Below are 23,263 nucleotides of genomic sequence, written 5' to 3' on the forward strand. Positions count from 1 at the left end.
CGGACTGTTGCGGATCGCTCTCGCCCGGCGGCCCCATACACTGTGGCACACATTGTCACCGACAACCCCGTGCGCGCGCGACCGGAAGAGGAAAGGCCCCGACGAGTGACCTTCGACGAGACAGGTCGGCAGGACCGCGCGATCGACCGGACCGACACGGTCGGGGCCATCGGTGAGCGTGCCGTGATCGCCGCGTTGACCGCGTCCGCGACCTCCGGTGAGCCCGCCGACGACATCGTGATCGGATCCGGTGACGACGCAGCCGTTCTCGACATCGGGGGATCGGCGGTGATCAGTACCGACACCGTCGTCGAGGGGCGCCACTTCCGATTCGACTGGTCGACGCCGGAGCAGGTCGGCGCCCGCGCGGTGGTGCAGAGTGCCGCCGACGTCGCCGCGATGGGCGGCCGCACAACGGGTCTCGTCGTGTCCATCGCGTGTCCGTCGGACACGCCGGTCGGCGTCGTCCTCGACCTCAACGACGGCGTGGTCCGCGCGGCACACGGACAGGGGGCCCGGGTGCTGGGCGGCGACCTCGTCGCGGCCGGTCAGGTGGTGGTGAGTATCACCGCGGTCGGCGCGCTCGAGGGTCGGCCCCCCGTCTCGCTGGGCGGTGCCCGGCCTGGTGACGTCCTCGCGGTGAGCGGTCCGCTGGGGGCCAGCGCCGCGGGACTCGCGGTGCTGTCCGATCCGCGTCCGGTGGTCAGCGATTGGTCGGAACTGGTTGCACTGCACCGAGTTCCGAACCCCGACCTCACCCAGGGGCCGGTCGCCGCGGCGGCAGGTGCGCACGCCATGACCGACATCTCCGACGGTCTGGTCGAGGAACTGCTCACGATGTCGAGGGCTGCGCAGGTCGCCATGACCGTGCATGGCGACGCCGTACCGCGGCGCCCGGATCTGGCTGCCGCGGCAAGCGAACTCGGGGCGGACGTCGACCGCTGGGTACTGGCCGGCGGCGAGGACCATCACCTGCTCGCGGCGTTCGGCGGGCCCGCGGTGGTGCCGCCAGGGTGGACCGTCATCGGCTCGGTGGGGGAGAAGTCCTCGTCGGCGCCCGAGGTCTGGGTCGACGACCGCCGGGTCGGTGGGCCCGACGGTCTCGAACTGCACGGGTGGCAGTCCTTCGCCGACCCGACTGGTGACTGAGGTCCCCGGGGCGCACCATTAGAGTCGCCTCATGGCGATCTACGCACTCGACGACCGAGAACCGGTCCTGGGACAGGACACCTACGTGCACCCGGACGCGGTGGTGATCGGCGCGGTCACCCTGGGCGACGGTGTCTCGGTGTGGCCGGGCGCGGTACTCCGCGGCGACTACGGGACCATCACCGTCGGCGCCCGCAGCAACATCCAGGACGGCACCGTCATCCACTGCACGGTTCTCGACCCGACCGTGATCGGCGAACGGTGCGTCGTCGGACACAACGCGCACATAGAGGGCGCGACGATCGGAAACGACTGCCTCATCGCCTCGGGATCGGTGGTCCTGAACGGGTCCACGGTCGGCGACGGCGCGATCGTCGGAGCCGGCGCGGTGGTCCCGTTCAAGTTCGACGTTCCCTCGCGACGGATGGCGCTCGGTGTACCGGCCCGGCTCCGCGACGGCTACGAGGTACCGGAGGGGCACACCGAACTCAACTGCGAGATGTACTTCCAGAACGCGCAGCACTATCGCACCGCCCTGAAACGACTGGACTAGCGACCGCCCACGACGGAGGCAATCGAGTGACCGCACCACCCAAACCCCTTGCCGAACTGATCGACCCGGGCTGGGCGCAGGCGCTCGCCCCGGTCGAGCCGCTCATCACCGAGATGGGCCGGTTCCTGCGCACCGAGATCGCCGAGGGGCGGCGCTATCTGCCTGCGGGACAACATGTCCTGCGGGCCTTCACGCGCCCCCTCGACGACGTGCGCGTGCTGATCGTCGGGCAGGATCCATATCCGACGCCGGGACACGCCGTCGGACTGAGCTTCTCGGTGGCGCCCGACGTGCGCCCGATCCCGCGTTCCCTGACGAACATCTACACCGAATACTGCGCCGATCTCGGCTACCCCATGCCGACCACCGGGGATCTCACGCCCTGGGCGGACAACGGTGTGCTTCTGTTGAACCGCGTGCTCACGGTGGCCCCCGGCGAGCCGGCCTCTCACCGGGGGAAGGGCTGGGAAGAGGTGACCGAGTGCGCGATCAAGGCGCTTGCCGCCCGCGACGAGCCGCTCGTCGCGATCCTGTGGGGCCGGGACGCCGCGGGACTGGAGAAGTGGCTGCCCGACGTCCCGACCATCGTGTCGGCGCATCCATCACCGTTGTCGGCCTCGCGCGGGTTCTTCGGGTCCCGACCCTTCAGCCGGGCCAACGAGGAACTGATGGACCTCGGGGCCGAACCGGTGGAGTGGCGTCTGCCGTGACCCTTCGAGGCTCGTCGACCTCGACGCGCTCCTCGCACCTCAGTACCTGCGGCCTGGCGGCCGTCGTGGACTACGAAAGAACACTGTTTGAGCGTCCACATCTCTGCTCCCTGAGGTGCGAGCGAAGCGAGCCACGAAGGGCTCCGCAACCTGTCTCACCAGGCCCTTCGTGGCTCGTCGCTGGCGCTCCTCGCACCTCAGGGAGCAATGGTTATGTAGTTCTTTCGGATCAGGGGGCGGTGGTGGCACGGCCCCGGGTGAAGTCCGGCGCGCGCTTGCCGACGAAGGCGTCAACTCCCTCGATGCCCTCGGGCAGTCCGGACCGTTCGGAGATGGAGCGGGCTTCGAGGGCGAGGTGCTCGACCAACGTGGTGTCGGCGGAGACGGCCAACAGATGCTTGGTCATCGCGTCGGCGTCGCGGGGACCCGACGCGATGGCCTCGGCGGCCGTGCGCGCGGCGGACTCGACCTCGTCGTCGGCGACGATCTCCGACAGCAGCCCCCACTGCTGGGCCTCGTCGGCGCTGATGACGCGGTCGGTCAGGATGATCTGGCGTGCCCGGGCAGCGCCGACGGCGCGGGGGAGGGTCCAGGTGAGACCCCCGTCGGGAGTGAGACCGATACCGCGGTAGGCGGGCCGCAGCCGGGTCGACGGACCACCGACGGCGACGTCGGCGTGCAACACCAGCGACATGCCCGCGCCGGCGGCCCAGCCCTTCGCGGCGACGACGACGGGGCGGTTCGCCTCGTACAGGGCGCCGACGAGCTGATGGAAGTTGTCGGCGATCTCGCGCAGGTAGGTCGGGCGGTCGTCCGCACCGGCGAAGGCGCGGACGTTGCCGCCGGCGCAGAAGTTCTTGCCCAGCCCGACGAGCAGGACCGCCCCCACGTCACGCTGTCCACGCGCGACCTCGCGCAGTGCCTGGGTTCCCGCGGCGAGGGCGGCGTCGTCGAGCGAGTTGCCCGCGCCCGCCGTCGAGACCGCGAGGGTGAGGACGCCGTTGCGCTCGTGCACCAGAGCGTCGGTGTCGTCTACGGCAGCGGGGGCGGTGGGGTTCGATGAGGCCATGCGCGAAACCCTATCGCGCACACGCCAAAGACCCGATGCCGGGGAGCTTGCGCTCATGGCATCGGGTCTCGTGCTCTCGAACTCCCACCCGCGGACGGGCGAGGAGGTCAGACAGCTGCGGTCTTGCCGGCCTTCAGGCAGGAGGTGCAGACGTTCTTGCGCTTGCGGTTGCCGGGGGCGACCTCCACGCGAACGGACTGGATGTTCGGGTTCCAGCGGCGGTTGGTACGGCGGTGCGAGTGAGACACCGACTTGCCGAAGCCCGGGCCCTTGCCGCAAATATCGCAGACGGCAGCCATCGTCGAACTCCCTTGGTAGATGATCATGGTCTGGTGTTCAGCCGCTCGGATCGATCGGCACCACCGGTGGGTGTGCGCGCTCGAGGCGAAAGGCAACCCTGCAAGGATAACCAGGTCGTGGTGGCGTGACCAAATCCGAGCCGATCCGCCACCCGGTCCCGCTCGGGCGCGCCGCACGGTCGGACACCCCGAGTAACCTTGCCCACAACCTCACCAGCCGGTCACGTTGCGCGCGAGAGCACAGTACGTCGCGCGCCGCGTCTGCGAGAAAGAGCCACCGTGTGATCGCCCGCACCGTCAACCCGCAGTTGCTGCGCGATTGGGCCCGAGTCTCGGTCGAACAGCTCGAGTCGCTGCGCGGCGAGATCAACGACCTCAACGTGTTCCCGATCCCCGATTCGGACACCGGGAGCAACATGCTCTTCACGATGCGGGCCGCGGCCGAGGCGGTCGAGAAGACGCCGCCCGACGCGTCGCTGCCCGAGGTCGCCCGCGCGATGGCCGACGGCGCGGTGGCGCAGGCGCGGGGCAACTCGGGGATCATCCTCTCGCAGGTGCTGGTCGGACTCGCGGACGGTGCGGAGATCCTGGGCGACACCGACGCCCTGACCTTCGCCGAGTTCTCGACGCTGGGTCTGCGTCTCGGTTCGCTCGCGGCGACCCGTGCGGTGAGCGAACCGCGCGAGGGTACGGTCCTCACGCTGGTGCGGGTCGCCGCCGAATCGGCCGCGGCGCACGAGCACGAGTCCCCGGCCGACCAGGTGCGCGCCGTCGCCGACGACTGTGCCGAAGCGCTCGAACGCACCCCGGAACAGCTGTCGGTGCTCGCGAACGCGGGCGTGGTGGACGCGGGCGGGCGTGGCTTCCTCGCGATCGTGGACGCCATGGTCAAGGTCATCACCGGCGTCTCGCACCGCCGCCGGCGTTACCGGGGCATCCTCACCGACAGCACCACGCTGGGTCACGGACCGGACGACAGCTGCCTCGACGGGAGCGACCAGGACTTCGAGGTCATGTACCTCCTCGACGGTGCGGCCGGCGAGCAGATCGCCGAACTGCGCGAACGTCTGGACGAACTCGGCGACGCGGTGGTGATCGTCGGCGACAGTTCCAGCGGTGAGGGCGAACGCTTCTCGGTACACGTCCACACCTGCCACCCGGGTGCGGCGGTCGAGGCCGGCGCGGGCCTCGGGCAGCTCTCGGATGTCCGGATCACTTGCTTCGCTCTCGATGCCATTCGGGCACAGGCGGATTCGGCTGAGCCGCCGCCCCGGCACAAACGGGCGGTGGTGGTCGTCGTGTCCGGTGACGGCGCGGCCGAACTGTTCGGCGAGGCCGGTGCGGTCGTGCTGCGCGCCGACGACGGACTCTCCGCCCACGAGCTGGGCCGCGCGATCCGCGACACCGACAGCGCGCACGTCGTCGTCATGGCCAACGGCGCATTGACATCGCAGGATCTCGTCACGGTCGCCACCGAGGTGCGGTCCACCCAGCGCTCGGTCCTGATGCTGCCGACGTCGTCGATGACCCAGTGCCTCGCCGCTCTCGCCGTGCACGATCCGAGCGAGGTCCCCGACGTCGACGCCTACGCGATGGCCGAGGCCGCCGCCGGGGCACGCTGGGGATCGCTGCAGTCGGCGACCACGAGGATGATGACGCTGGCGGGGATGAGCGAGGTCGGTGACGTGCTGGGGCTGATCGGCGACGACGTGCTCGTCGTGGCGCCGGATCAGACGTCGGCGTGCACCGCCCTCGTCGACCTCATGCTCTCCACCGGAGGCGAGCTCGTCACGGTGCTCGCCGGGGTCGAGGTCGACGAGGCCGCCCTCGAGGCCGTCGCGGAGCAGATGCGGCGCAGCTACCCCGGCATCGAATTGGCGGTGTACCGCACCGGACAGCGCACCGATCTCGTCCAGGTGGGTGTGGAGTGACCGAACTGGCACTGTCGGATTCGCTGTCCGACGTCCTGGGGACCAAGCCCGCCGAACAGCTCGCCACCGTCGGCGTGCACACGGTCGGGGAGCTGTTGCGGTACACGCCCCGCCGGTACATCCGACGCGGCCACGTGGTCGACCAGGAGCGGCCCGAACCGGGTGAGTGGCTGACGATCGTCGGACGGATCACCAAGTCCGATCTCATCAAGATGAGGAGCCGCAAAGGGTCGTTCCTCAAGGTGAAGGTCACCGACGACAACGACGTCTACGAGGCCAGCTTCTTCAACGCCCACCGCCTCAAGGGGCTGTTCCGACCCGGTGCACGGGTGATGATGGCCGGCGCGGTCAAGTACTTCCGCGACCAGATCCAGTTGTCGCATCCGGAATGGATGATCCTTCCCGACGGCGATCCGGAGATCGAGGACGTCGTCGGTTCCAAGATGCTGACCGAGATGTACGCGATCGAGGAGCAGATCACCGGAGAGCGCGGCGATCACCCCCTGGTCACCATGTTCGACCGCGACATCCTGCCGATGTACCCGGCCAACAAGAACATTCAGACCTGGGACATCCTCGGCGCGGTCCGCCGGGTCCTGAGTGAGAGCGCGCCGATTCCCGACGCACTCACCGAAGCCGAACGCCGCGCGCGGGGTCTCGTCAGCACCGACGAGGCGATCCGCAAGATCCACCTGCCCGATGCCGAGGACGACGTGAAGGTCGCCGCCCATCGGCTGAAGTTCGATGAGGCGCTGGCCATCCAGACCGTGCTGGCGCAGCGCCGGTTGGCGGGGCGGAGCGAGTCGGCGCCACCGTGTCCACGCGTGCCCGGCGGTCTCGAGGACAAGTTGCGTGACCGACTCCCGTTCACCCTGACCGCCGGTCAGGTCGAGGTGGGGGAGGAGCTCGCCGAGGATCTGGCCCGCGCGCAGCCGATGTCGCGGCTGTTGCAGGGCGAGGTCGGGTCCGGGAAGACACTCGTGTCGTTGCTGGCAATGCTGCGGGTCGTCGACAACGGGTACCAGTGCGCCATCCTGGCCCCGACGGAAGTGCTTGCCGCACAGCACTACCGGACGATGAAGACGATGCTGGGCGACCTCGCCGAGGCGGGCGAACTGACCGCGGCCGACGGCGCGACGCGCCTCGCGCTGCTGACGGGTTCGATGAAGACCAAGGGCCGGCGCGAGACGCTCCTCGACGTGGTGACGGGCCAGGCCGGGATCGTGATCGGGACCCACGCGCTCCTCGAGGACAAGGTCGAGTTCTTCGACCTCGGACTCGTCGTGATCGACGAACAGCACCGCTTCGGCGTGGAGCAGCGAGATGTGTTGCGCGGCAAGGGCCGCGACGGACGGATACCGCATTTCCTCGTGATGACCGCGACGCCGATCCCGCGGACCGTCGCCATGACCGCCTTCGGTGACCTCGAGACCTCGGTCCTCCGGGAGCTGCCGCGCGGTCGGCAGCCGATCACCACGTCGGTGGTGCCCACCGGGAAATCCTCATGGGTCGAACGGGTGTGGTCGCGCGCAAACGAGGAGATCGACGCCGGCCGTCAGGTCTATGTCGTGTGCTCGCGTATCGGCGACGGGCCCGAACCCGAGCCCGACGACAACGAGGAGAAGGGCCCGCGGACGACCTCGGTCCTCGAGCAGTACGAGGCCCTCGTCGCCGGCCCGTTCGCGCACCGACGCGTGGAGCTCCTGCACGGCCGCCTACCCGCCGACGAGAAGAACGCCGTCATGGATGCCTTCGGTCGGGGCGAGGTGGACGTGCTGGTGTCCACCACCGTCATCGAGGTGGGTGTCGACGTGCCCAATGCGACCACGATGGTCATCGTCGACGCCGATCGGTTCGGCGTGAGCCAGCTGCATCAGTTGCGCGGTCGTGTGGGACGCGGGCGGCATGCGGGCCTGTGCCTGCTGATGACGAATGCCCGGGACGGCTCGCCGTCGATGGACCGCCTCCGCGCCGTGGCCGGTTCGAACGACGGATTCGAGCTCGCGCGAGTCGATCTCGAGCAACGCCGGGAGGGTGATCTGCTCGGGTCCCTACAGTCGGGCGTCAACACGTCGTTGCGGTTCCTGTCCCTGCTCGAGGACGTCGAGGTCATCGAGGACGCCCGCGAACTCGCGGAAGACGTGGTGAGCGAGGACATCACGCTGCTCGAACACCGGCCGCTCGCCGACCTCGTCGACGGAATCCTCGTGCCGAACAAGATCGCGTACCTCGACAAGTCCTGACCGACGCCCCGAGCGCCAGTTGTCGTGTGTCGTGCGCCAGGCGCCACGTTCTGCGACACCGGTGCCGGGCCGATCGACACACGGAACCAGAAGGTCGCCGTGTGCGTCTGAGAATGCATGGTGATGCGTTCGCCGACGCTGCGACGACTCCGCATGCGAATCCGATGGATGCGCTGGACGCCGCGGGACTCGCCGTCCTGGTCGCCACGGCAGTGGGCGGTGCTCGTCGCCGCCGTCGTCACGGCGGTGGTGGTCGCCGTCGGGGTCGACGCCTTTCGGGCCGGTCCCGACACCGACCCGAAGATTCGGGCGATGGCGGGGCAGGCGGCGTCGTCGCTCGCCTCGATCCCGATCAGTGCGGGGCGTACCGACCGACAGGATTACGACCGGGCCGCGTTCGGCAGCGCCTGGTCGGACGCCGGGTCCGTTCCCGGAGGCGGCAACGGGTGCGACACCCGTAACGACGTGCTGGCTCGGGATCTCCACGACATCCGAGCCGGCCCGACGTCGAGTTGTCCGCGTGCCGTACTGGCGGGCGAACTGCGGAGCCCGTACACCGGCGACTTCGTCGTCTTCCGGCGCGATCGGAGCGCGTCGGCGGTGCAGATCGACCACATCGTCCCGCTGTCGTATGCCTGGGACATGGGAGCGTGGGCGTGGCCGCCCGACCGGCGGTTGGACTTCGCGAACGACCCCGCCAATCTCGTTGCCGTCGACGGGCGTTCGAACCAGGACAAGAGCGACTCCGAACCCGCGCGCTGGATGCCACCGGCCCGTGGATTCTGGTGCCAGTACGCGATTCAGTTCGTGATCGTCACGGCTACATACGGATTGGCGATCGACGAACCCTCCCGACGCGTCCTGTCGGAGGCGCTGCGGTGTGAGTGACGCCGCGGCGCCGATGACAGGGTGGAGCGGACTCCGGCCGGGCCCCGGGGATCACGGCGAGAAGGACGGCGGACCGTCGGCGGGACGCTTGATTTGCGCGAAGGCCTCGGTGCCGGCGAGGGTCACGAGTGCGGAGAAGAGCGCCTCCGCGTCGTCCCCGGTCGGGATGTCGGAGAGGACGGGACCGAAGAAATGGTTGCTGTCGATCCCGGTGATGGGGCTGCCGCCGGCCTCGCCCAGAGCATCCTGGCCGCGTTGATGCGACGCGCGCAGGGCGTCGTCGAACGATTCGTCGTCCATGGCCTCGGCCAGGCCGGCGGGGAGGCCGGTGTCGACGAGGATTTCCGACACCGTCGCGGGAGTCATCTCGTCGCCCGCGTGGTGCAGCCGTCGGCCGATCGCCGAGTAGAGCGGTTCGAGGGAGTCGGTCCCGGACTCGTCGACGGCCGCCATCAACACACGTCCGAGCCTCCGCGAGGTGTCGAGTTGCTGCCGCTGCTCGTCGGAATCCGGCTCCTGGTCCTCGTTCAGGATGGCCAGACTCATCACGTGCCAGTCGACGGAGGCATCGTGTGCCTGCGCCTGGTCGATGAGCCACCGCGAGGCCGCCCACGCGAAGGGGCACACGGGGTCGAAGTGGAAATCGAAGTGGGTCATGAGAACTCCGTTGGTCTCGGACGAATGTGCAAGGGGTTCAGGACTGTGCGGTCAGGGAATCGATCGCGGCGCGCAACTTCACCGCGGCATCACGTGCGACCGGTTCGAGGTCCGGTTCGCCCGAGACCTGGACCATGAGATCGGGGTTCATCGCCTCGACGAGCGTGTGGTCGGGGTTCCCCGGGTCGGAGCGGACGACGACGTTGCACGGCAACAGCAACCCGATCTGCCGCTGGACGCCGAGCGCCCGATGCGCCAGCGGCGGATTGCACGCGCCGAGTATCAAGTACGGCTCCATGTCCTCGTCGAGTTTCGTCTTGAGCGTCGCCTGGACGTCGATCTCGGTGAGAACGCCGAATCCCTGGTCGGCGAGTGCGGTGCGGGTTCGTTCGACGGCCTCCGCGAACGGGACCGGCAGCGTGGTGGCCAGAGCGAGAGACATCGCGATTCCTTTCTGTTCGATGGCACGGTAGATACCCCCTGGGGTATTGCACCCGGGGACCACCATACCCCGGGGGGTATCGTGGTCGCCGACACCGATGTCGGGTACCGATCTACGTGGCCGGCCAAACCACGGCCGACCCGCTCGGGTCGCCCGTACGTGGTGCCGCCACCCGCGAACTGGAGGAGAAGTGATGACCGGTGACGACGAGACGACGGCCGCGGTCCTCAACCGGTTACGCCGAGCTCAGGGGCAACTCGCCGGTGTGATCGCGATGATCGAGGCGGGGCGCGACTGCAAGGACGTCGTCACCCAGCTCGCCGCGGTGTCCCGCGCGCTCGACCGCGCCGGCTTCAAGATCGTGGCCTCGGGAATGCGGCAGTGCATCGAGACCGTTGACGGTGAGCAACCGCCGTTGACCGAGGCAGAGCTGGAGAAACTCTTCCTCACACTCGCCTGAGGCGCCGACCGTGGATCTCGTTGGGGACTCCGAACCTGCGGCGTTACTCTGAGAACGGCACCTTCCGGGCGGTCGCGCCCGGAACCACCGAAGTCGAGGATGTTGATGAGCGCACCCACCGCAGAGCAGTCCGACACCGAGAAGTCCGACACCGAGAAGTCCGACACGGAGAAGGTCGTTCTCGGGCTTGCCCGTGCCGCCAAGTCGGCGTCCCGCTCGCTGAGCGGTCTGACGACCGCGGGCAAGAACGAGGTCCTGCTCGCCGCGGCCGACGCCATCGAGGCGGCCACCGACACCATCCTCGCCGCGAACGCGGAGGACATCGCACGTGCCGAGGCGGCCGACATCGAGGTGAGCCTGCTCGACCGGCTGCGGCTCGACGCCTCGCGCGTGGCCGGTATCGCCAACGGTCTGCGGCAGGTCGCCGTGCTCCCCGACCCGATCGGTGAGGTGGTTGCGGGGAAGACCCTCCCCAACGGGCTGCAGCTGCGTCAGCTGCGCGTGCCCCTGGGGGTCGTGGGCATCGTGTACGAAGCGCGCCCCAACGTCACCGTCGATGCGTTCGGGATCTCCTTCAAGTCCGGGAACGCGGTGCTGCTGCGTGGCTCGTCGTCGGCCGCGTCGTCGAACGCCGAACTCGTGCGCGTGCTGCGGGAGACCCTGTCGGCCAAGGGGGTCAGCGCGGATGCGGTGTCGCTGCTGCCCAGCGACGATCGGTCCAGCGTGACCGCGCTCATCCGGGCGCGCGGACTCGTGGACGTGGTCATCCCCCGTGGCGGCGCGGGCCTCATCGAGGCCGTGGTGTCGAATGCGACGGTCCCGACGATCGAGACCGGCGTCGGCAACTGCCACGTCTACGTCCACGCACTCGCCGACCTCGATGTCGCGGCGCGTGTCATCCTCAACTCCAAGACCCGCCGGCCGAGTGTCTGCAACACCGCGGAGACCGTGCTCATCGACAAGGCCGTCGCGGCCGACGCGCTGCCGCGGATCACCTCGGTGCTGCAGACCCAGGGCGTGGTCATCCACGGCGACGAGCCGGGTATGGAGCCGGCCACCGAGGACGACTGGTCCATGGAATACCTGTCGATGGACATCGCGATGAAGGTGGTCGACGGGCTCGACGCCGCGGTCGCCCACATCGACACCTACGGAACCGGCCACACCGAGGCGATCATCACCACCGACCTGGCGGCCGCCGACGAGTTCACCCGGCGCGTGGATGCCGCCGCCGTCATGGTCAACGCATCGACCGCCTTCACCGACGGCGAGCAGTTCGGCTTCGGCGCCGAGATCGGCATCTCCACCCAGAAGCTCCATGCCCGCGGCCCGATGGGTCTGCCGGAACTGACCTCGACCAAATGGGTGGTCTGGGGCAACGGCCACGTGCGGCCCGCCTGATGAGCGCGACGACCCCGGACGCGGGGACCGCGGGATACACCGGCTCGGGCCCGGCCGTCGTGCCGTCGTTCGAGGGTGTCGACGACGTCGTCGGTCGCCTTCGCGCGACGGGTTACCTCGCCGACGACGCGACCGCGACCTCGACCTTCCTGGCCGACCGTCTCGGCAAGCCGTTGCTGGTCGAGGGGCCGGCGGGTGTCGGCAAGACCGAACTCGCCCGGTCCATCGCGGCGGCCACGGATGCCGAACTCATCCGCCTGCAGTGCTACGAGGGCATCGACGAGGCCCGCGCGCTGTACGAGTGGAATCACGCCAAGCAGATCCTGCACATCCAGGCGACGGGGGACCGCGTGTGGGATGAGGCCAAGGCCGACATCTTCTCCGACGAGTTCCTCCTGCCGCGGCCGCTGCTCAAGGCGATCTCGCGCGAGGGTGCCACCGTGCTCCTCATCGACGAGGTCGACAAGGCCGACGTCGACATGGAGGGGCTGCTGCTGGAAGTGCTCAGCGATTTCGCGATCACCATCCCGGAGATGGGAACCGTTGCCGCTCAGCGTCGTCCGATCGTCTTGCTGACATCGAACGCGACCCGCGAGCTGTCCGAGGCACTCAAGCGTCGTTGTCTGTACCTCTACATCGACTTCCCGGATGCCGAGCGCGAGAAGGAGATCCTCGCGTCGCGGGTGCCGAACCTGTCGGATTCGCTCAGCGCCGAGCTGGTGCGGATCGTCGGTGTCCTACGCACACTCGACATCCGCAAGAAGCCGTCGGTGGCCGAGACGATCGACTGGGCGAACACCCTGTTGGCGCTGGGAGCCGGGGAGAAGGCCACGGCCAAGAGCGGTGGCGGATTCGACGACGGACTCATCGCACGGACCCTCGGTGTCGTGCTGAAGCACCGGCCGGACCTCAAGACGGCTCTCAAAGAACTCAAGCTGGGCTGATGACGGCTCCGCTCGTCGCGCACCTCACCGATTTCGTCGACGAGTTGCGTCGTCGCGGGATCGTGGTCGGGCCGTCGGCGCTGATCGATGCGGCGAGTGCCATGGAGGTCCTCGACCTCCTCGAACGCCCCCGTCTACGCGAGGGGCTCGCGACGACACTGCTCGTCGATCACGCCCATCGCGGTGTGTTCGACCGGGTCTTCGACCTGTGGTTCCCGGTCGGCGCCGGAATGCGCACCGTGACCGAGGATCTTCCGCGCACCCCCGACGGCGAGCTCGATGTCGAGGCGGTCCGGGACGCGCTGGCGGAGATGCTCGCCGACGACGCGTCGGCGAACGACGGCCGGCTCGACCAGGCCATCGCGATGATCGTCGACGAGTTGGGGCGTTACGGATCGACTCGGGGCGAGGCGTTCTCGGCCTATCAGGCCATCACCGCGGTGAGTCCGCAGACACTGATCGCGAAGATCGCGGCGGCCATGGCCGGTGATGGCGACGGGGACGGCGGGCGGGCCGGTACGGAACCGCTCTACCGGCAGGCGGCGCGCCAGAAGGCCAATGATCTGCGTGCGGCGATCGAGCGAGAGACCCAGCGGCGCATGGCCGACCGCAATGGCCGCGAGAAGGTCGGCGCCTACGCGGTGCCCCCGCTACCCGAGAACGTCAACTTCCTGTCGGCGGGTGCCAAAGAACAGGTGGAGATCCGCAAGACCATCGAGCCGCTGGCAAGATTGCTGGCCGCGAAGCTCGAGACGAGGCGACGGCGCGCTCACCGCGGCGCGGTCGACGTCCGGAAGACGCTGCGCGCCTCGATGTCCACGGGTGGGGTGCCCATCGAACTCAGTCACCGCAAGCCCCGACCGGGGCGGCCCGAACTCATCATCATCTGCGACGTCTCGGGGTCGGTGGCCGGGTTCAGTCAGTTCACGTTGCGCTTGGTGTATGCACTGCGGCAACAGTTCTCGAAGGTGCGGGTGTTCGCCTTCGTCGACACCGTCGACGAGGTGACCGATTACTTCGACCACGGCGAAGAGGATTTCGGTGCGGCGATGCACCACATGATCTCCACCGCGCGGATCTCCACCCGCGACGGTCACTCGGACTACGGCAACATGCTGGCCGGGTTCGTCGCCGACTACGGCGATACGCTGACCCACCGGGGTGCGTTGCTGATCCTGGGGGACGGGCGGAACAACTATCACGATCCGCACGCCGACGCGCTGGCCGAACTGGTGGAACGGGCCCGGCACGCCTACTGGCTCAACCCGGAGGCCAAGCAGCACTGGGGCACGGGTGACTCGGTCGCGACCGATTACGCGGACGTGATCGACATGTTCGAATGCCGGAACGCCACACAACTGGGCACGGTCATCGCCGACCTCCTGCCGATCTGACCAGCGCTGCCGATTCGCATCAGTGCTCGACGCGTAGACTGACCGTCCATGTCACCCGACCGCCCGCGTGCGCGCCGTATCGGCGTGATGGGCGGCACGTTCGACCCGATCCACAACGGGCACCTCGTCGCGGCCAGCGAGGTCGCCCACCGGTTCTCGCTGGACGAGGTGATCTTCGTCCCGACCGGCCGTCCCTGGCAGAAGATCGGCGAGGCGACGACGGTGAGCCCGCCGGAGGACCGCTACCTCATGACGGTCATCGCGACCGCGTCGAATCCGCAGTTCAGCGTCAGTCGTGTCGACATCGACCGCGACGGCGACACCTACACCGTGGACACGCTCCGCGACCTGCGAGCGCTGCTTCCGGAAGCCCAGCTGTACTTCATCACCGGTGCCGACGCGCTGGAATCCATCCTGTCGTGGCAGGACTGGGAGGAGCTGTTCGGCCTCGCCCGATTCGTCGGCGTGAGCCGCCCGGGGTACGAGCTCGACGCCACGCACCTGGCCCACCATCTCGAGGCCATGCCCGCCGACACCCTGCATCTGCTGGAGATCCCGGCGCTGGCGATCTCGTCCACCGAGTGCCGGACGCGCGCGTTGCAGGGTCGGCCCGTCTGGTACCTGGTGCCCGACGGCGTCGTGCAGTACATCGCCAAGCGGAAGCTGTATCGTGCGCCCCGGGCGTCGTCGCCCGGTGTCTCCGCCCCGGCGCTTCCGGGGGCCAACCGCCCCGAGCGGCTCCCGCCCGAGGAAATTCCTCCCGGGGAGTTGCAGGGCGATACCGACGGGTCGGGCCGCGCCCTGGGCGAACAGGCCGTGACCGAATGAGAGGACAAGTGTGACTGCGTCAGCTGAAGCGCTGGAGATGGCCAAGGTGGCCGCCCTGGCCGCGGCCGAGAAGCTCGCCCATGAGGTGACGGTGATCGACGTGTCGGAGCAGTTGGTGATCACCGACGCCTTCGTGATCGCCTCCGCCGACAACGAGCGTCAGGTGAACTCGATCGTCGACGAGGTCGAGGAGAAGCTGCGGGAGGCCGGCCACAAGCCGCTGCGGCGCGAGGGCACGCGCGAAGGTCGTTGGGCACTGCTCGATTACGCCGACATCGTGGTGCACATCCAGCACACCGACGAACGACGCTTCTACGCGCTGGAGAGTCTGTGGAAGGACTGCCCGGTGGTCGAGGTGGACGGGCTGTCGTGAGTGGCGGTCCCGACTCACACGACACCGCCGTCGAACGTCTCACCCCGGTGGTGCGGCGCCTGATCCTGTTGCGGCACGGGCAGACCGAGTACAACGCGGCGAGTCGGATGCAAGGCCAGATCGACACCGACTTGTCCGAACTCGGTGTCCGGCAAGCTGGTTCGGCGGCGGTCGAGCTCGCCAAGCGGCAACCGGTGGTCATCTTATCGTCGGATCTGCGGCGGGCCCGCGACACCGCCGAGGCGCTCGCACAACGAACCGGTCTGCCGGTGACCACCGACGTACGCCTACGGGAGACACACCTCGGTGAGTGGCAGGGTCTGACGCACCTAGACGTCGATGCCGCGATGCCGGGCGCGCGCGCCGTCTGGCGCGATGACGCGACCTGGACGCCGCCGGGTGGGGAGAGCCGCGTCGACGTTGCCCGCCGCTCCACCCCCCTGGTCGACGAGTTGATCGAGCTGTTGCCGGAGTGGGGCGTCGGCGACAACCCGGAGGCGCCGGTGGTGCTGGTGGCCCACGGGGGAGTGATCGCGGCGATGACCGCGGCGCTGCTCGGGCTGCCGGTCGAGAACTGGCCCGTCTTCGGGGGGCTCGCGAACACGAGTTGGGTGCAGCTGTCGGGGCACGGCATGCCCGGCGAACTGCCGCGGTGGCGCCTGGACGTGTGGAACGCGTCCGCCGAGGACTCCGACCCGGCGGTGCAGTGAGCGACGTCCGCCGATGACCGAGGCCGCCGGACCCGGTCCATCCGCTGCCGATGCGCGGGAGCGATGTGTGCTGGTGTTGTCCGACTCGCTCGCGTACTACGGTCCGCAGGGCGGTCTGCCCGCGGATGACCCTCGGATCTGGCCGATGCTCGTGGGCGCTGCGACGCGTTCGGAGGTGCGGCTGTTCGGCCGGATCGGGTGGACGAGCCGGGACGTCTGGTGGGCCCTCACCCAGGACCCGAACATCTGGGCCACCGTGCCCCGCGCCGACGTCGTCGTGCTCGCATTCGGAGGGATGGACACTCTGCCCTCGCCGCTTCCGACGGCTTTCCGGGAGCAGATCCGCTACATCAGGCCGAACGGGTTGCGGCAGCGAATACGCGCGGCCTATGCGTGGATACAACCGCGGGGGTCGCACCTCGGATGGCCGCTCGCGCTGCCGCCGCACGTCACGATCGAGTACCTGGAGAAGATCCGCGCGGCGCTCGCCCAGTTGCGTCCGGACCTCCCGATCGTCGTGTGCCTGCCGCCCACCCACCGCAGCCCGTATTACGGCAACGTCCATGCCGGGCGGATCCCGACGACCGCGGCGATGTCGCGATGGGCGTCGAGCCACGGCCTACCGAGTGTCGACTTCTACCCGGTCACCCGGGACGCCTTCGACGACGACACCGCCGAGATGAATCCCGACGGAATCCACTGGGGTTTCTCGTGCCATCGGGGCATCGCCGACGTTGTCGCCCCGGTCGTCGACGCCGTCCGGCGGCGCGCGAACCGCGACGCCGGGGGCCCGACCCCGACGCCCGTGGAGGCCCGGCGCGTGAACCCGTTAACGTAGACGCGTGCCTGTCGTCGTCGTCACAGACTCCTCGTCCCGACTGCCGCGGTCGGTGACCGAGCACTACGGGATACGGCAGGTCCCATTGCACCTCGCCGTCGGCGACGAGGACTACCGCGAAGGTGTCGACGACATCCCGGCCGACATCGTGACGACGCCGGGCGTGACCACCTCCGGCGCCAACCCCAACGATCTCTCCGAACATTTCGAGTCCGCGCTCGAGGCGAGTCAGGGTGCCGGCGTCGTCGCCGTCCACATGTCGCGCCGGTTGTCGGGGACCTGGAGTTCGGCGCGGATGGCTGCGGAGAAGTTCTCCGGGCAGGTTCGGGTCGTCGATTCCCGATCTGTCGGTCTCGCAGTCGGTTTCACCGCCGTCGCGGCCGCCCAGGCCGCCGCCGGGGGAGCCGACCGGGACCGCGTGTACGAGTCCGCCATCCGACAGGCAGCGACCGTCGACTCGCTGTTGTGTGTGCAGCAGCTCGACAATCTGCGCAACAGTGGCCGGATCAGCGCCGCGGGCAAGCTCTTCGGATCGGCGCTGTCCATCAAACCGATCCTGCACATGGTCGACGGGACCCTGACGCTGAAGGAACGTCATCGCACGTTCTCCAAGGCGCTGGACAAGATGGTCGACGCCGCCGCCGACTCCGCGGGCGGGCGCGCGGTCACGGTCGGCATCCAGCACTGTCAGAGCCCGGACGTCGCCGAGGAACTGCGCGCGGCCGTCCACGCCAAGCTGCGGGTGGTGACCTCCGAGCTGACCGTTGATCTCGGTCCCATCCTCGGCGCCCACGTCGGCCCCGGCGCGGTGGGCGTCGTGATCGCCGCGCACCTCGAACCGATCGAGGGTCTCGGCGAGTCCTAGCGGTCCGGCGCGCCGGGCTCGGCGCCATCCACAGCTCGCGCTGACCGTCCACAGATCGCGGGTTCTGCGGTTCGCGTGCGGAGCAGCGGCGGCTGTGCGACCTAGCGTGTGGCGTCATGAGCGCATCAGGACGGCGGAACCCGCTGGACCGGCTGGCGCCGGTGGCCGATCTGCCGGACCGACGGGACGGTACGGCAGGCATCGACCCCGTGTCGCCGCCGCTCGCGCCGGACATCGACGACCGGCTCGGCCCCGTCGAGGAACCCGAGCATCCCGGGTGGGGGATCGGCGGGATGCCGACGTGGCTTGACACGCCGGCGCGAACCCAGCGGCGACGGTCGGACGCCGACGGCGGCGACAGTGTCGGCGGCGACGGTGCCGAGGATGACGATGACTTCGACGACGATCCCATCCCTCGGCGGCGCTTCGCGGTCGCGCCACCGGCAGCTCTCGCGCTGATCGCGGTCGGTGTCGTCGTCTGTGCCGTCGCGGCCTTCGGACTGTTCCGCGGGTCGGGGTCGGCGCCGGTCGTGGATTTCGGTGCGGTGGCCGGCACCTCGTCGATGTCGGACCCGTCGACGCCGCCGGCCGTGCCGACCGAATCGATCCCGGCGCAGATGGTGGTCAGTGTCGTCGGTTTGGTGCACACGCCGGGTCTGGTGCAACTCACGCCCGGGGCGCGGGTCGCCGACGCGATCGACCGGGCGGGAGGTGCGCGCAAGAACGCGGATCTGCTGTCGCTGAACCTCGCGCAGGTCCTCCGGGACGGCGATCAGATCCTCGTCGGCTACGCGGGCGGGCAGGGCGAGATGTCGCTGCGCAGCGCCGTCGTCGGGGCTTCCGGCGCGCCGCCCGCACCCGCGGGTGCACCCCCGGCAGATGCAGGGGCGCCCGCCGGCGGTTCGGGTGGTCCGCCGGCCACCGGCGGACTCGTGAACCTCAACACCGCCACCGAGGCCGACCTCGACGAGTTGCCCGGGGTGGGGCCGGTGACCGCGAAGGCCATCCTGTCGTGGAGGGATCGCAACGGGCGCTTCAGCTCCGTGGACCAGCTCGCCGAGGTCGACGGGATCGGTCCGGCACGCCTGGCCAGACTGCGCGATCTCGTGACGGTCTGACGGGTGGACTACCGCCTGCTGGTACCGGCGGTGGCGGTGTGGTCGGTGACGGCGTTCGGGCTGGTGATGCCGCCCGGGTACACGCTCGGGCTGGCGATCTGTTCGGGCGCGGTGGCCTCGGTCGGCACGCTGGTCTGTGCCGGCGGCCGGTTCGGATGGGACGCGGTCGGTTTAATCATCGTCGTGGCCGGACTCGCCGCGGTGTGCGCGACTTCCTTGGCGATCCGGCAGGAGGTCCGCTCCGATCACCCGCTGGCCGCGTCGACCGGGAAGTCGACGGTCGTACTTACCGTGCGTGGGGACCCGGTGGTTGTCGGGCCCTCGTCGGCCGGACGCGTCCGTCTGCGCGTCGACGTGGAACAGGTTGGTTCGCATCGTGTTCCGACGGCTTCCGCCGACCTGATGGGGGATCTCGGGGAGTGGTCGGGACTGTTGCCCGGGCAACGGGTGCTCACGGTCGCGCGGGTGCGGCCGCCGCCCGAGCACTCGCTGCTGGTGGCGACCCTGACTGCGCAGCAGCCCCGGGTCGTCGGCTCGCCGCCCGCCCACCAGCAGGTGGCCGGTGCGATCCGGGAACGGTTGCAGGTGTTGGCCGCGCGGGCGCTCGACGAGGACGCGGCCGGACTCCTGCCCGGCCTCGTGCTCGGCGACGAGAGCTCCCTCGACGACGGCCTGCGGGACGATTTCCGCGACGCCGGCCTGAGCCATCTGACCGCGGTGAGCGGCAGCAATTTCGCGATCGTCTGCGGGGCAGCGCTTCTCGTGGTTCGCAGTGCGGGTGTGCCACCGCGGGCGGCCGCGGTCGTCGGGCTGGTGGTGATCCTGGCATTCGTGGTGCTCGTCCGGCCGTCGCCTAGTGTCGTGCGTGCCGCGTTGATGGGAGCGGTGGGTGTGTTGGCGCTCTTCGCCTCTCGTCGGGCGCAGGCGTTCCCGGCGCTCGGTGCGGCGGTCGTCGGCGGACTCCTGTGGTGGCCCGAGCTGGCGCTGCAACCGGGGTTCGCCTTGTCGGTGGCCGCCACCGCCGCCATCGTGCTGTGGGCTCCACGACTCCGTGACCGGTTGCGCGAGTGGCGTTGTCCGCCGGGTGTCGCCGAGGTGTTTGCGATGGCGGTCACCGCGCAGGTGGTGACGGCGCCGATCGTGGTCGTGGTGACCGGTACGTTCTCGGTGGTGGGGATCGTCGCGAATCTCCTGGTCGCCCCGGTGGTCGCGGTGATCAGCGTCGTCGGCACCCTCGCCGCACTCATCGGCGCGATCGGGCCGCCCGACGGCGTCGGCGCGCTCGTGGGTGAACTGCTGGTGCGCGCCCTCGCCCCCGAACTGTGGTGGATGGTCGTGTGCGCGCGCACCCTTGGTGGCGTGGGCTGGGCGAGTGTGGAGGTGTGGTCCCCGTTCGGATGAGGCCTGCGACGCTCCGTCGTGTCGCGTGGCCGACCGCCGGCGTCGGGCGCTGCGACCGTGTCGGCGCCGTCTGGCACCATTGTCGCCGTGACCGATCGCCTGCACCTGCTGCTCGGAGATGACGACTTCCTCACCGGCCGGGTGATCTCGGCCGTGGTCGACGCCGCGTCGAAAGCGGCGGGTACCCCGGTGCCGGTGACCCGGGTACGTGCCGGCGACGTGAGCGAACACGAACTCGCAGAGCTGCTCAGTCCGTCGCTGTTCGCCGAAGAGCGGATCGTCGTCGTCGAGGCCGCTGCCGACGCGGGCAAGGAGCCGGCCGCGCTCATCGCCGCGACCGCGTCGTCGCTGCCCGAGGGCATCACGCTGATGGTGATCCATCACGGCGGAGGCCGCGCGAAGTCGATGGTCCCCGCGTTGAAGAAGGCCGGCGCCGTCGAACACGAGACGACCGCCCCGAAGTGGCCGTCGGAGCGAATGACGTTCGTGCGCAACGAGTTTCGTTCGCTGGGCGTGAAGGTCGGCGCCGATGTCGTCGAGCAGGTGGTCGAGGGCGTCGGATCGGAACTGCGCGAGCTGGCCGCCGCGTGCGCGCAACTCGTGGCCGACACCGGCGGCAAGGTCGATCGCGACACCGTGCGCCTGTACTACCAGGGCCGCCCCGAGGTGACCGGATTCGAGGTGGCCGACCGGGCTGTGACGGGCGACCGTGCCGGCGCGCTGGAATCCCTGGCCTGGGCACTGCACCACGGCGTACCGCGGGTGCTGCTGGCCGACGCCCTCGCCGAGGCCGTCCACGCCATCGCTCGCATCCGGCCCATGGGGTCGATCAACCACTTCGATGCGGCCCGCGAACTCGGCATGCCGCCCAACCGGGTCAAGAACGTGCAGGCGAAGGCCAAGGCGTGGGACGCGGAGTCGATCGCGCGGGCGGTCGGCGTGGTCGCGGCGCTCAACGCGGATGTGAAGGGGCAGGCCGCCGACCCCGATTACAGCCTGACCCACGCCGTCGCCACGGTCGCCGACCTCCGGCCGGACGGGCGTCGGCGGAGCTGACGCCACGCGGCCGGTCTTGAGTCGGCCGTCGGACGGGAGTGGCTTCGACTCGGCGCCTCGCTCCGCTCGGGGCCGGCTCAACCAGCGGTAGGGCGCCAGACAGAAACGTCGATCACCCCGGCAACCGCGTGGATGCTGCCGGGGTGATCGAGGTATGGAGATGTGGCGACGGATCAACCGTCGGGCCGACCGGGGTCGGCGTCAGATCAGAGCTTGTTGACCGCGAGGGCGATGGCCGACTTCTTGTTGGCGGCCTGGTTGGCGTGGATGACGCCCTTGCTGGCAGCCTTGTCGAGCTTGCGGCTGGCGGTCTGGCCGAGCTCGGCGGCCTTCGCCTTGTCGCCGGACTCGACAGCCTCACGGAAGCTGCGGATCGCGGTACGAAGGGCCGACTTCACCGACTGGTTGCGCTGGCGGTTCGCTTCATTGGTGCGATTGCGCTTGATCTGAGACTTGATGTTTGCCACGCGTGTTACCTCTGTCGTTGCTGGTGGATATGTCTGTCTGTTCGGGTCGGACGGTCGGCCCTGGGGCTGAACTCGCACCGGGCGGTGTCGGCACGTGAAGCATCTTCACGGCGTCACCGCAACAGCGCACAACATTACCAGCCGGGGTCAGCCCGCCAAAATCCGTGCGTCGGGAACGGCGGGCCGCCGCGTCGGCCAATAAGAATCATCGTGAACTTATGTCTACGGTGGACCCATCATGTCCGTCGTTTACGTACACATCGGCCTTCCCAAGACCGGGACCACACACCTCCAGGATCGCCTCTGGCGAAACCGCGACCTGGCCTTGCAGTCCTCCGGGCTGCTGTACCCGGGCAACGTGATCTCCGATCACTTCCATGCCGCGGTGCACCTGCAGCCGGAGCGATACCTCGACTGGGTCGATCCCGCCTTCGCCGGGACATGGCCGACGCTCCTCGGTCAGATCCGGGCCTGGCCGCAGATCTCGTTGCTGTCGCACGAGCTGTACAGCACCGCGACCGTCGACCAGATCGAACGGCTGATGGCCGACCTGTCCTTCGCCGACGAGGTCCACGTGATCGCGACCGTCCGCGACCTCGGCCGCCAGCTCCCGTCCGTGTGGCAGGAGAACGTGAAGAACCAGCGGCGGGCGTCGTTCGACGAGTTCGTGGATTCGGTGGCCTTCGCTTCCGAGGGGCGCCGGACCGGCGGTCCCGTCATCGTCAGCACCCCCGCTGACGATTCCCCGGCCGACGAGGTCGACGAGGAGCCGTTCTGGGAGTTCCAGGACTACGTCGGCATCCTGGAACGCTGGTCGCGTGCCGTCGGACCCGAGCGTGTCCACATCGTCACGGTGCCGCCCCGCGGGGCAGCGCCGGGCGACACGCTCTGGGATCGGTTCCTGCGCGTGATGAACATCGATCCGGTCCCGCTGCGGATCCCGGTCCCCAGCCTGAACAGCTCGCTGTCCGCGCCGCAGGCCGAGTTCCTGCGCGGCCTCAACCGCCGCCTGCAGCCGGACGTCATCGAGTGGCGCCGATACGAGCGGATCATCAAGGGGCAGGTGATCGGGGAGATCCTGTTCGAGGCACCGTCCGGCCCACCGCAGGGACTCTCGGACAAGAGCCGGGAGTGGGCGGCGGGGGAGTCCCGGCGGATGGTCGCGGCGGTCCGCGACGCCGGCTACGACGTCGTCGGTGACCTCGACGATCTGGTGGTGTCGCCCGAACACGACGCAGGCGACGTACCGCCGCCGTCGGACGGCGAGGTGCTCGACGTCGCGCTCGACACGATCGCGGCGATGGTGCTCGCGGCGCCCTTGCCCAAGGTCGGACCCCGTGCGCGGACGCGGGCGGCGAATGTGGTGCGCCGGGTCAAGCGGCGGGTGATCGCCGCGCGCCGATCATCCTGATCGGTGGCCCCGGATCGGCGGTGCGGCTTCGTCGATGACACGGCCGGTCGACGTCC

The 23,263-nt window shown here is 69.4% G+C and carries 24 protein-coding genes; 19 read left to right on the plus strand and 5 right to left on the minus strand.

Going from position 1 to position 23,263, the window contains the following annotated elements; all coding sequences use genetic code 11:
- Positions 1–105 precede the first annotated feature (105 nt).
- Genes JW364_RS05280 through JW364_RS05290 form a run of 3 tightly spaced genes read left to right on the plus strand, consistent with a single transcriptional unit; the run spans position 106 to position 2,412 of the window.
- Positions 106–1,149 (plus strand): thiamine-phosphate kinase, encoded by a 1,044-nt coding sequence (locus JW364_RS05280; protein WP_205333484.1) that lies wholly within the window; start codon positions 106–108, stop codon positions 1,147–1,149.
- A 31-nt stretch (positions 1,150–1,180) separates the two neighbouring features.
- Positions 1,181–1,702 carry a gamma carbonic anhydrase family protein gene (locus tag JW364_RS05285; RefSeq protein ID WP_058252116.1) on the plus strand — a complete coding sequence of 174 codons (522 nt, stop codon included), beginning with the start codon at positions 1,181–1,183 and terminating at the stop codon, positions 1,700–1,702.
- 26 nt (positions 1,703–1,728) lie between these two features.
- Positions 1,729–2,412, plus strand: coding sequence for a uracil-DNA glycosylase (locus JW364_RS05290; protein WP_065632720.1), 684 nt, complete (start codon positions 1,729–1,731; stop codon positions 2,410–2,412).
- Between the two features lie 229 nt (positions 2,413–2,641).
- Here JW364_RS05290 and JW364_RS05295 read toward each other — a convergent pair whose 3' ends face one another.
- The gene (locus JW364_RS05295; protein ID WP_205333485.1) at positions 2,642–3,481 is read right to left on the minus strand and encodes an enoyl-CoA hydratase/isomerase family protein; all 840 of its coding nucleotides are present in this window, start codon (positions 3,479–3,481) and stop codon (positions 2,642–2,644) included.
- 107 nt (positions 3,482–3,588) lie between these two features.
- Positions 3,589–3,780, minus strand: a complete 192-nt coding sequence (gene rpmB / locus JW364_RS05300; RefSeq protein WP_004023092.1) for a 50S ribosomal protein L28 — start codon at positions 3,778–3,780, stop codon at positions 3,589–3,591.
- 281 nt (positions 3,781–4,061) lie between these two features.
- On the opposite strand from rpmB, the gene JW364_RS05305 reads away from it, so the two are divergent.
- From JW364_RS05305 to JW364_RS05315, 3 genes are all read left to right on the plus strand, one after another.
- Positions 4,062–5,711: a DAK2 domain-containing protein gene (locus JW364_RS05305; RefSeq protein ID WP_065632722.1), complete on the plus strand. Its 1,650-nt coding sequence runs from the start codon at positions 4,062–4,064 to the stop codon at positions 5,709–5,711.
- Positions 5,708–7,954 (plus strand): ATP-dependent DNA helicase RecG, encoded by a 2,247-nt coding sequence (gene recG, locus JW364_RS05310; RefSeq protein ID WP_205333486.1) that lies wholly within the window; start codon positions 5,708–5,710, stop codon positions 7,952–7,954. The genes JW364_RS05305 and recG overlap by 4 nt, the downstream gene beginning before the upstream one ends.
- 123 nt (positions 7,955–8,077) lie before the next feature.
- Positions 8,078–8,842 (plus strand): HNH endonuclease family protein, encoded by a 765-nt coding sequence (locus tag JW364_RS05315; RefSeq protein ID WP_374100790.1) that lies wholly within the window; start codon positions 8,078–8,080, stop codon positions 8,840–8,842.
- 51 nt (positions 8,843–8,893) lie between these two features.
- Here JW364_RS05315 and JW364_RS05320 read toward each other — a convergent pair whose 3' ends face one another.
- The gene (locus tag JW364_RS05320; protein WP_137808989.1) at positions 8,894–9,499 is read right to left on the minus strand and encodes a DsbA family protein; all 606 of its coding nucleotides are present in this window, start codon (positions 9,497–9,499) and stop codon (positions 8,894–8,896) included.
- Positions 9,500–9,536: 37 nt separating this feature from the next.
- Positions 9,537–9,941, minus strand: coding sequence for a DUF302 domain-containing protein (locus JW364_RS05325; RefSeq protein ID WP_137808988.1), 405 nt, complete (start codon positions 9,939–9,941; stop codon positions 9,537–9,539).
- A 193-nt stretch (positions 9,942–10,134) separates the two neighbouring features.
- Between JW364_RS05325 and JW364_RS05330 the strand changes: the two genes are divergently transcribed.
- The 12 genes from JW364_RS05330 (at position 10,135) to holA (ending at position 21,329) form a co-directional block, all read left to right on the plus strand.
- Positions 10,135–10,401 (plus strand): metal-sensitive transcriptional regulator, encoded by a 267-nt coding sequence (locus tag JW364_RS05330; RefSeq protein ID WP_137808987.1) that lies wholly within the window; start codon positions 10,135–10,137, stop codon positions 10,399–10,401.
- A 105-nt stretch (positions 10,402–10,506) separates the two neighbouring features.
- A complete protein-coding gene (locus JW364_RS05335; protein ID WP_137808986.1) occupies positions 10,507–11,802 on the plus strand; it encodes a glutamate-5-semialdehyde dehydrogenase in 1,296 nt (431 codons plus the stop codon).
- Entirely contained in the window at positions 11,802–12,746 is a 945-nt protein-coding gene (locus tag JW364_RS05340) for a MoxR family ATPase (protein WP_171011550.1), read from the plus strand. Before JW364_RS05335 ends, JW364_RS05340 begins: the two co-directional genes overlap by 1 nt.
- Positions 12,746–14,140 carry a VWA domain-containing protein gene (locus tag JW364_RS05345; protein WP_065632726.1) on the plus strand — a complete coding sequence of 465 codons (1,395 nt, stop codon included), beginning with the start codon at positions 12,746–12,748 and terminating at the stop codon, positions 14,138–14,140. Before JW364_RS05340 ends, JW364_RS05345 begins: the two co-directional genes overlap by 1 nt.
- A 48-nt stretch (positions 14,141–14,188) precedes the next feature.
- Positions 14,189–14,968, plus strand: a complete 780-nt coding sequence (nadD, locus tag JW364_RS05350; protein ID WP_058252105.1) for a nicotinate-nucleotide adenylyltransferase — start codon at positions 14,189–14,191, stop codon at positions 14,966–14,968.
- A 10-nt stretch (positions 14,969–14,978) separates the two neighbouring features.
- Positions 14,979–15,341 (plus strand): ribosome silencing factor, encoded by a 363-nt coding sequence (gene rsfS / locus JW364_RS05355; RefSeq protein WP_004023080.1) that lies wholly within the window; start codon positions 14,979–14,981, stop codon positions 15,339–15,341.
- Positions 15,338–16,051: a histidine phosphatase family protein gene (locus JW364_RS05360; RefSeq protein WP_205333487.1), complete on the plus strand. Its 714-nt coding sequence runs from the start codon at positions 15,338–15,340 to the stop codon at positions 16,049–16,051. Before rsfS ends, JW364_RS05360 begins: the two co-directional genes overlap by 4 nt.
- Positions 16,052–16,064: 13 nt before the next feature.
- Positions 16,065–16,889 (plus strand): diglucosylglycerate octanoyltransferase, encoded by an 825-nt coding sequence (gene octT / locus JW364_RS05365; RefSeq protein WP_205333488.1) that lies wholly within the window; start codon positions 16,065–16,067, stop codon positions 16,887–16,889.
- A gap of 4 nt (positions 16,890–16,893) precedes the next feature.
- Positions 16,894–17,754: a DegV family protein gene (locus JW364_RS05370; protein ID WP_205333489.1), complete on the plus strand. Its 861-nt coding sequence runs from the start codon at positions 16,894–16,896 to the stop codon at positions 17,752–17,754.
- A 116-nt stretch (positions 17,755–17,870) separates the two neighbouring features.
- A complete protein-coding gene (locus tag JW364_RS05375) occupies positions 17,871–18,872 on the plus strand; it encodes a ComEA family DNA-binding protein (protein ID WP_205333490.1) in 1,002 nt (333 codons plus the stop codon).
- 3 nt (positions 18,873–18,875) lie between these two features.
- Positions 18,876–20,273, plus strand: coding sequence for a ComEC/Rec2 family competence protein (locus JW364_RS05380; protein ID WP_205333491.1), 1,398 nt, complete (start codon positions 18,876–18,878; stop codon positions 20,271–20,273).
- An 87-nt stretch (positions 20,274–20,360) separates the two neighbouring features.
- Positions 20,361–21,329: a DNA polymerase III subunit delta gene (holA, locus tag JW364_RS05385; RefSeq protein WP_068970238.1), complete on the plus strand. Its 969-nt coding sequence runs from the start codon at positions 20,361–20,363 to the stop codon at positions 21,327–21,329.
- A 206-nt stretch (positions 21,330–21,535) separates the two neighbouring features.
- On the opposite strand, the gene rpsT is transcribed toward holA, so the two are convergent.
- Entirely contained in the window at positions 21,536–21,796 is a 261-nt protein-coding gene (gene rpsT, locus JW364_RS05390) for a 30S ribosomal protein S20 (RefSeq protein WP_004023072.1), read from the minus strand.
- 238 nt (positions 21,797–22,034) lie between these two features.
- Here rpsT and JW364_RS05395 point away from each other — a divergent pair, with 238 nt between their 5' ends.
- Positions 22,035–23,207, plus strand: coding sequence for a hypothetical protein (locus JW364_RS05395; RefSeq protein WP_068970225.1), 1,173 nt, complete (start codon positions 22,035–22,037; stop codon positions 23,205–23,207).
- Positions 23,208–23,263: the final 56 nt, after the last annotated feature.

It is taken from the genome of Gordonia sp. BP-119 (assembly GCF_016924115.1).
Taxonomy (GTDB): Bacteria; Actinomycetota; Actinomycetes; order Mycobacteriales; family Mycobacteriaceae; genus Gordonia; species Gordonia hongkongensis.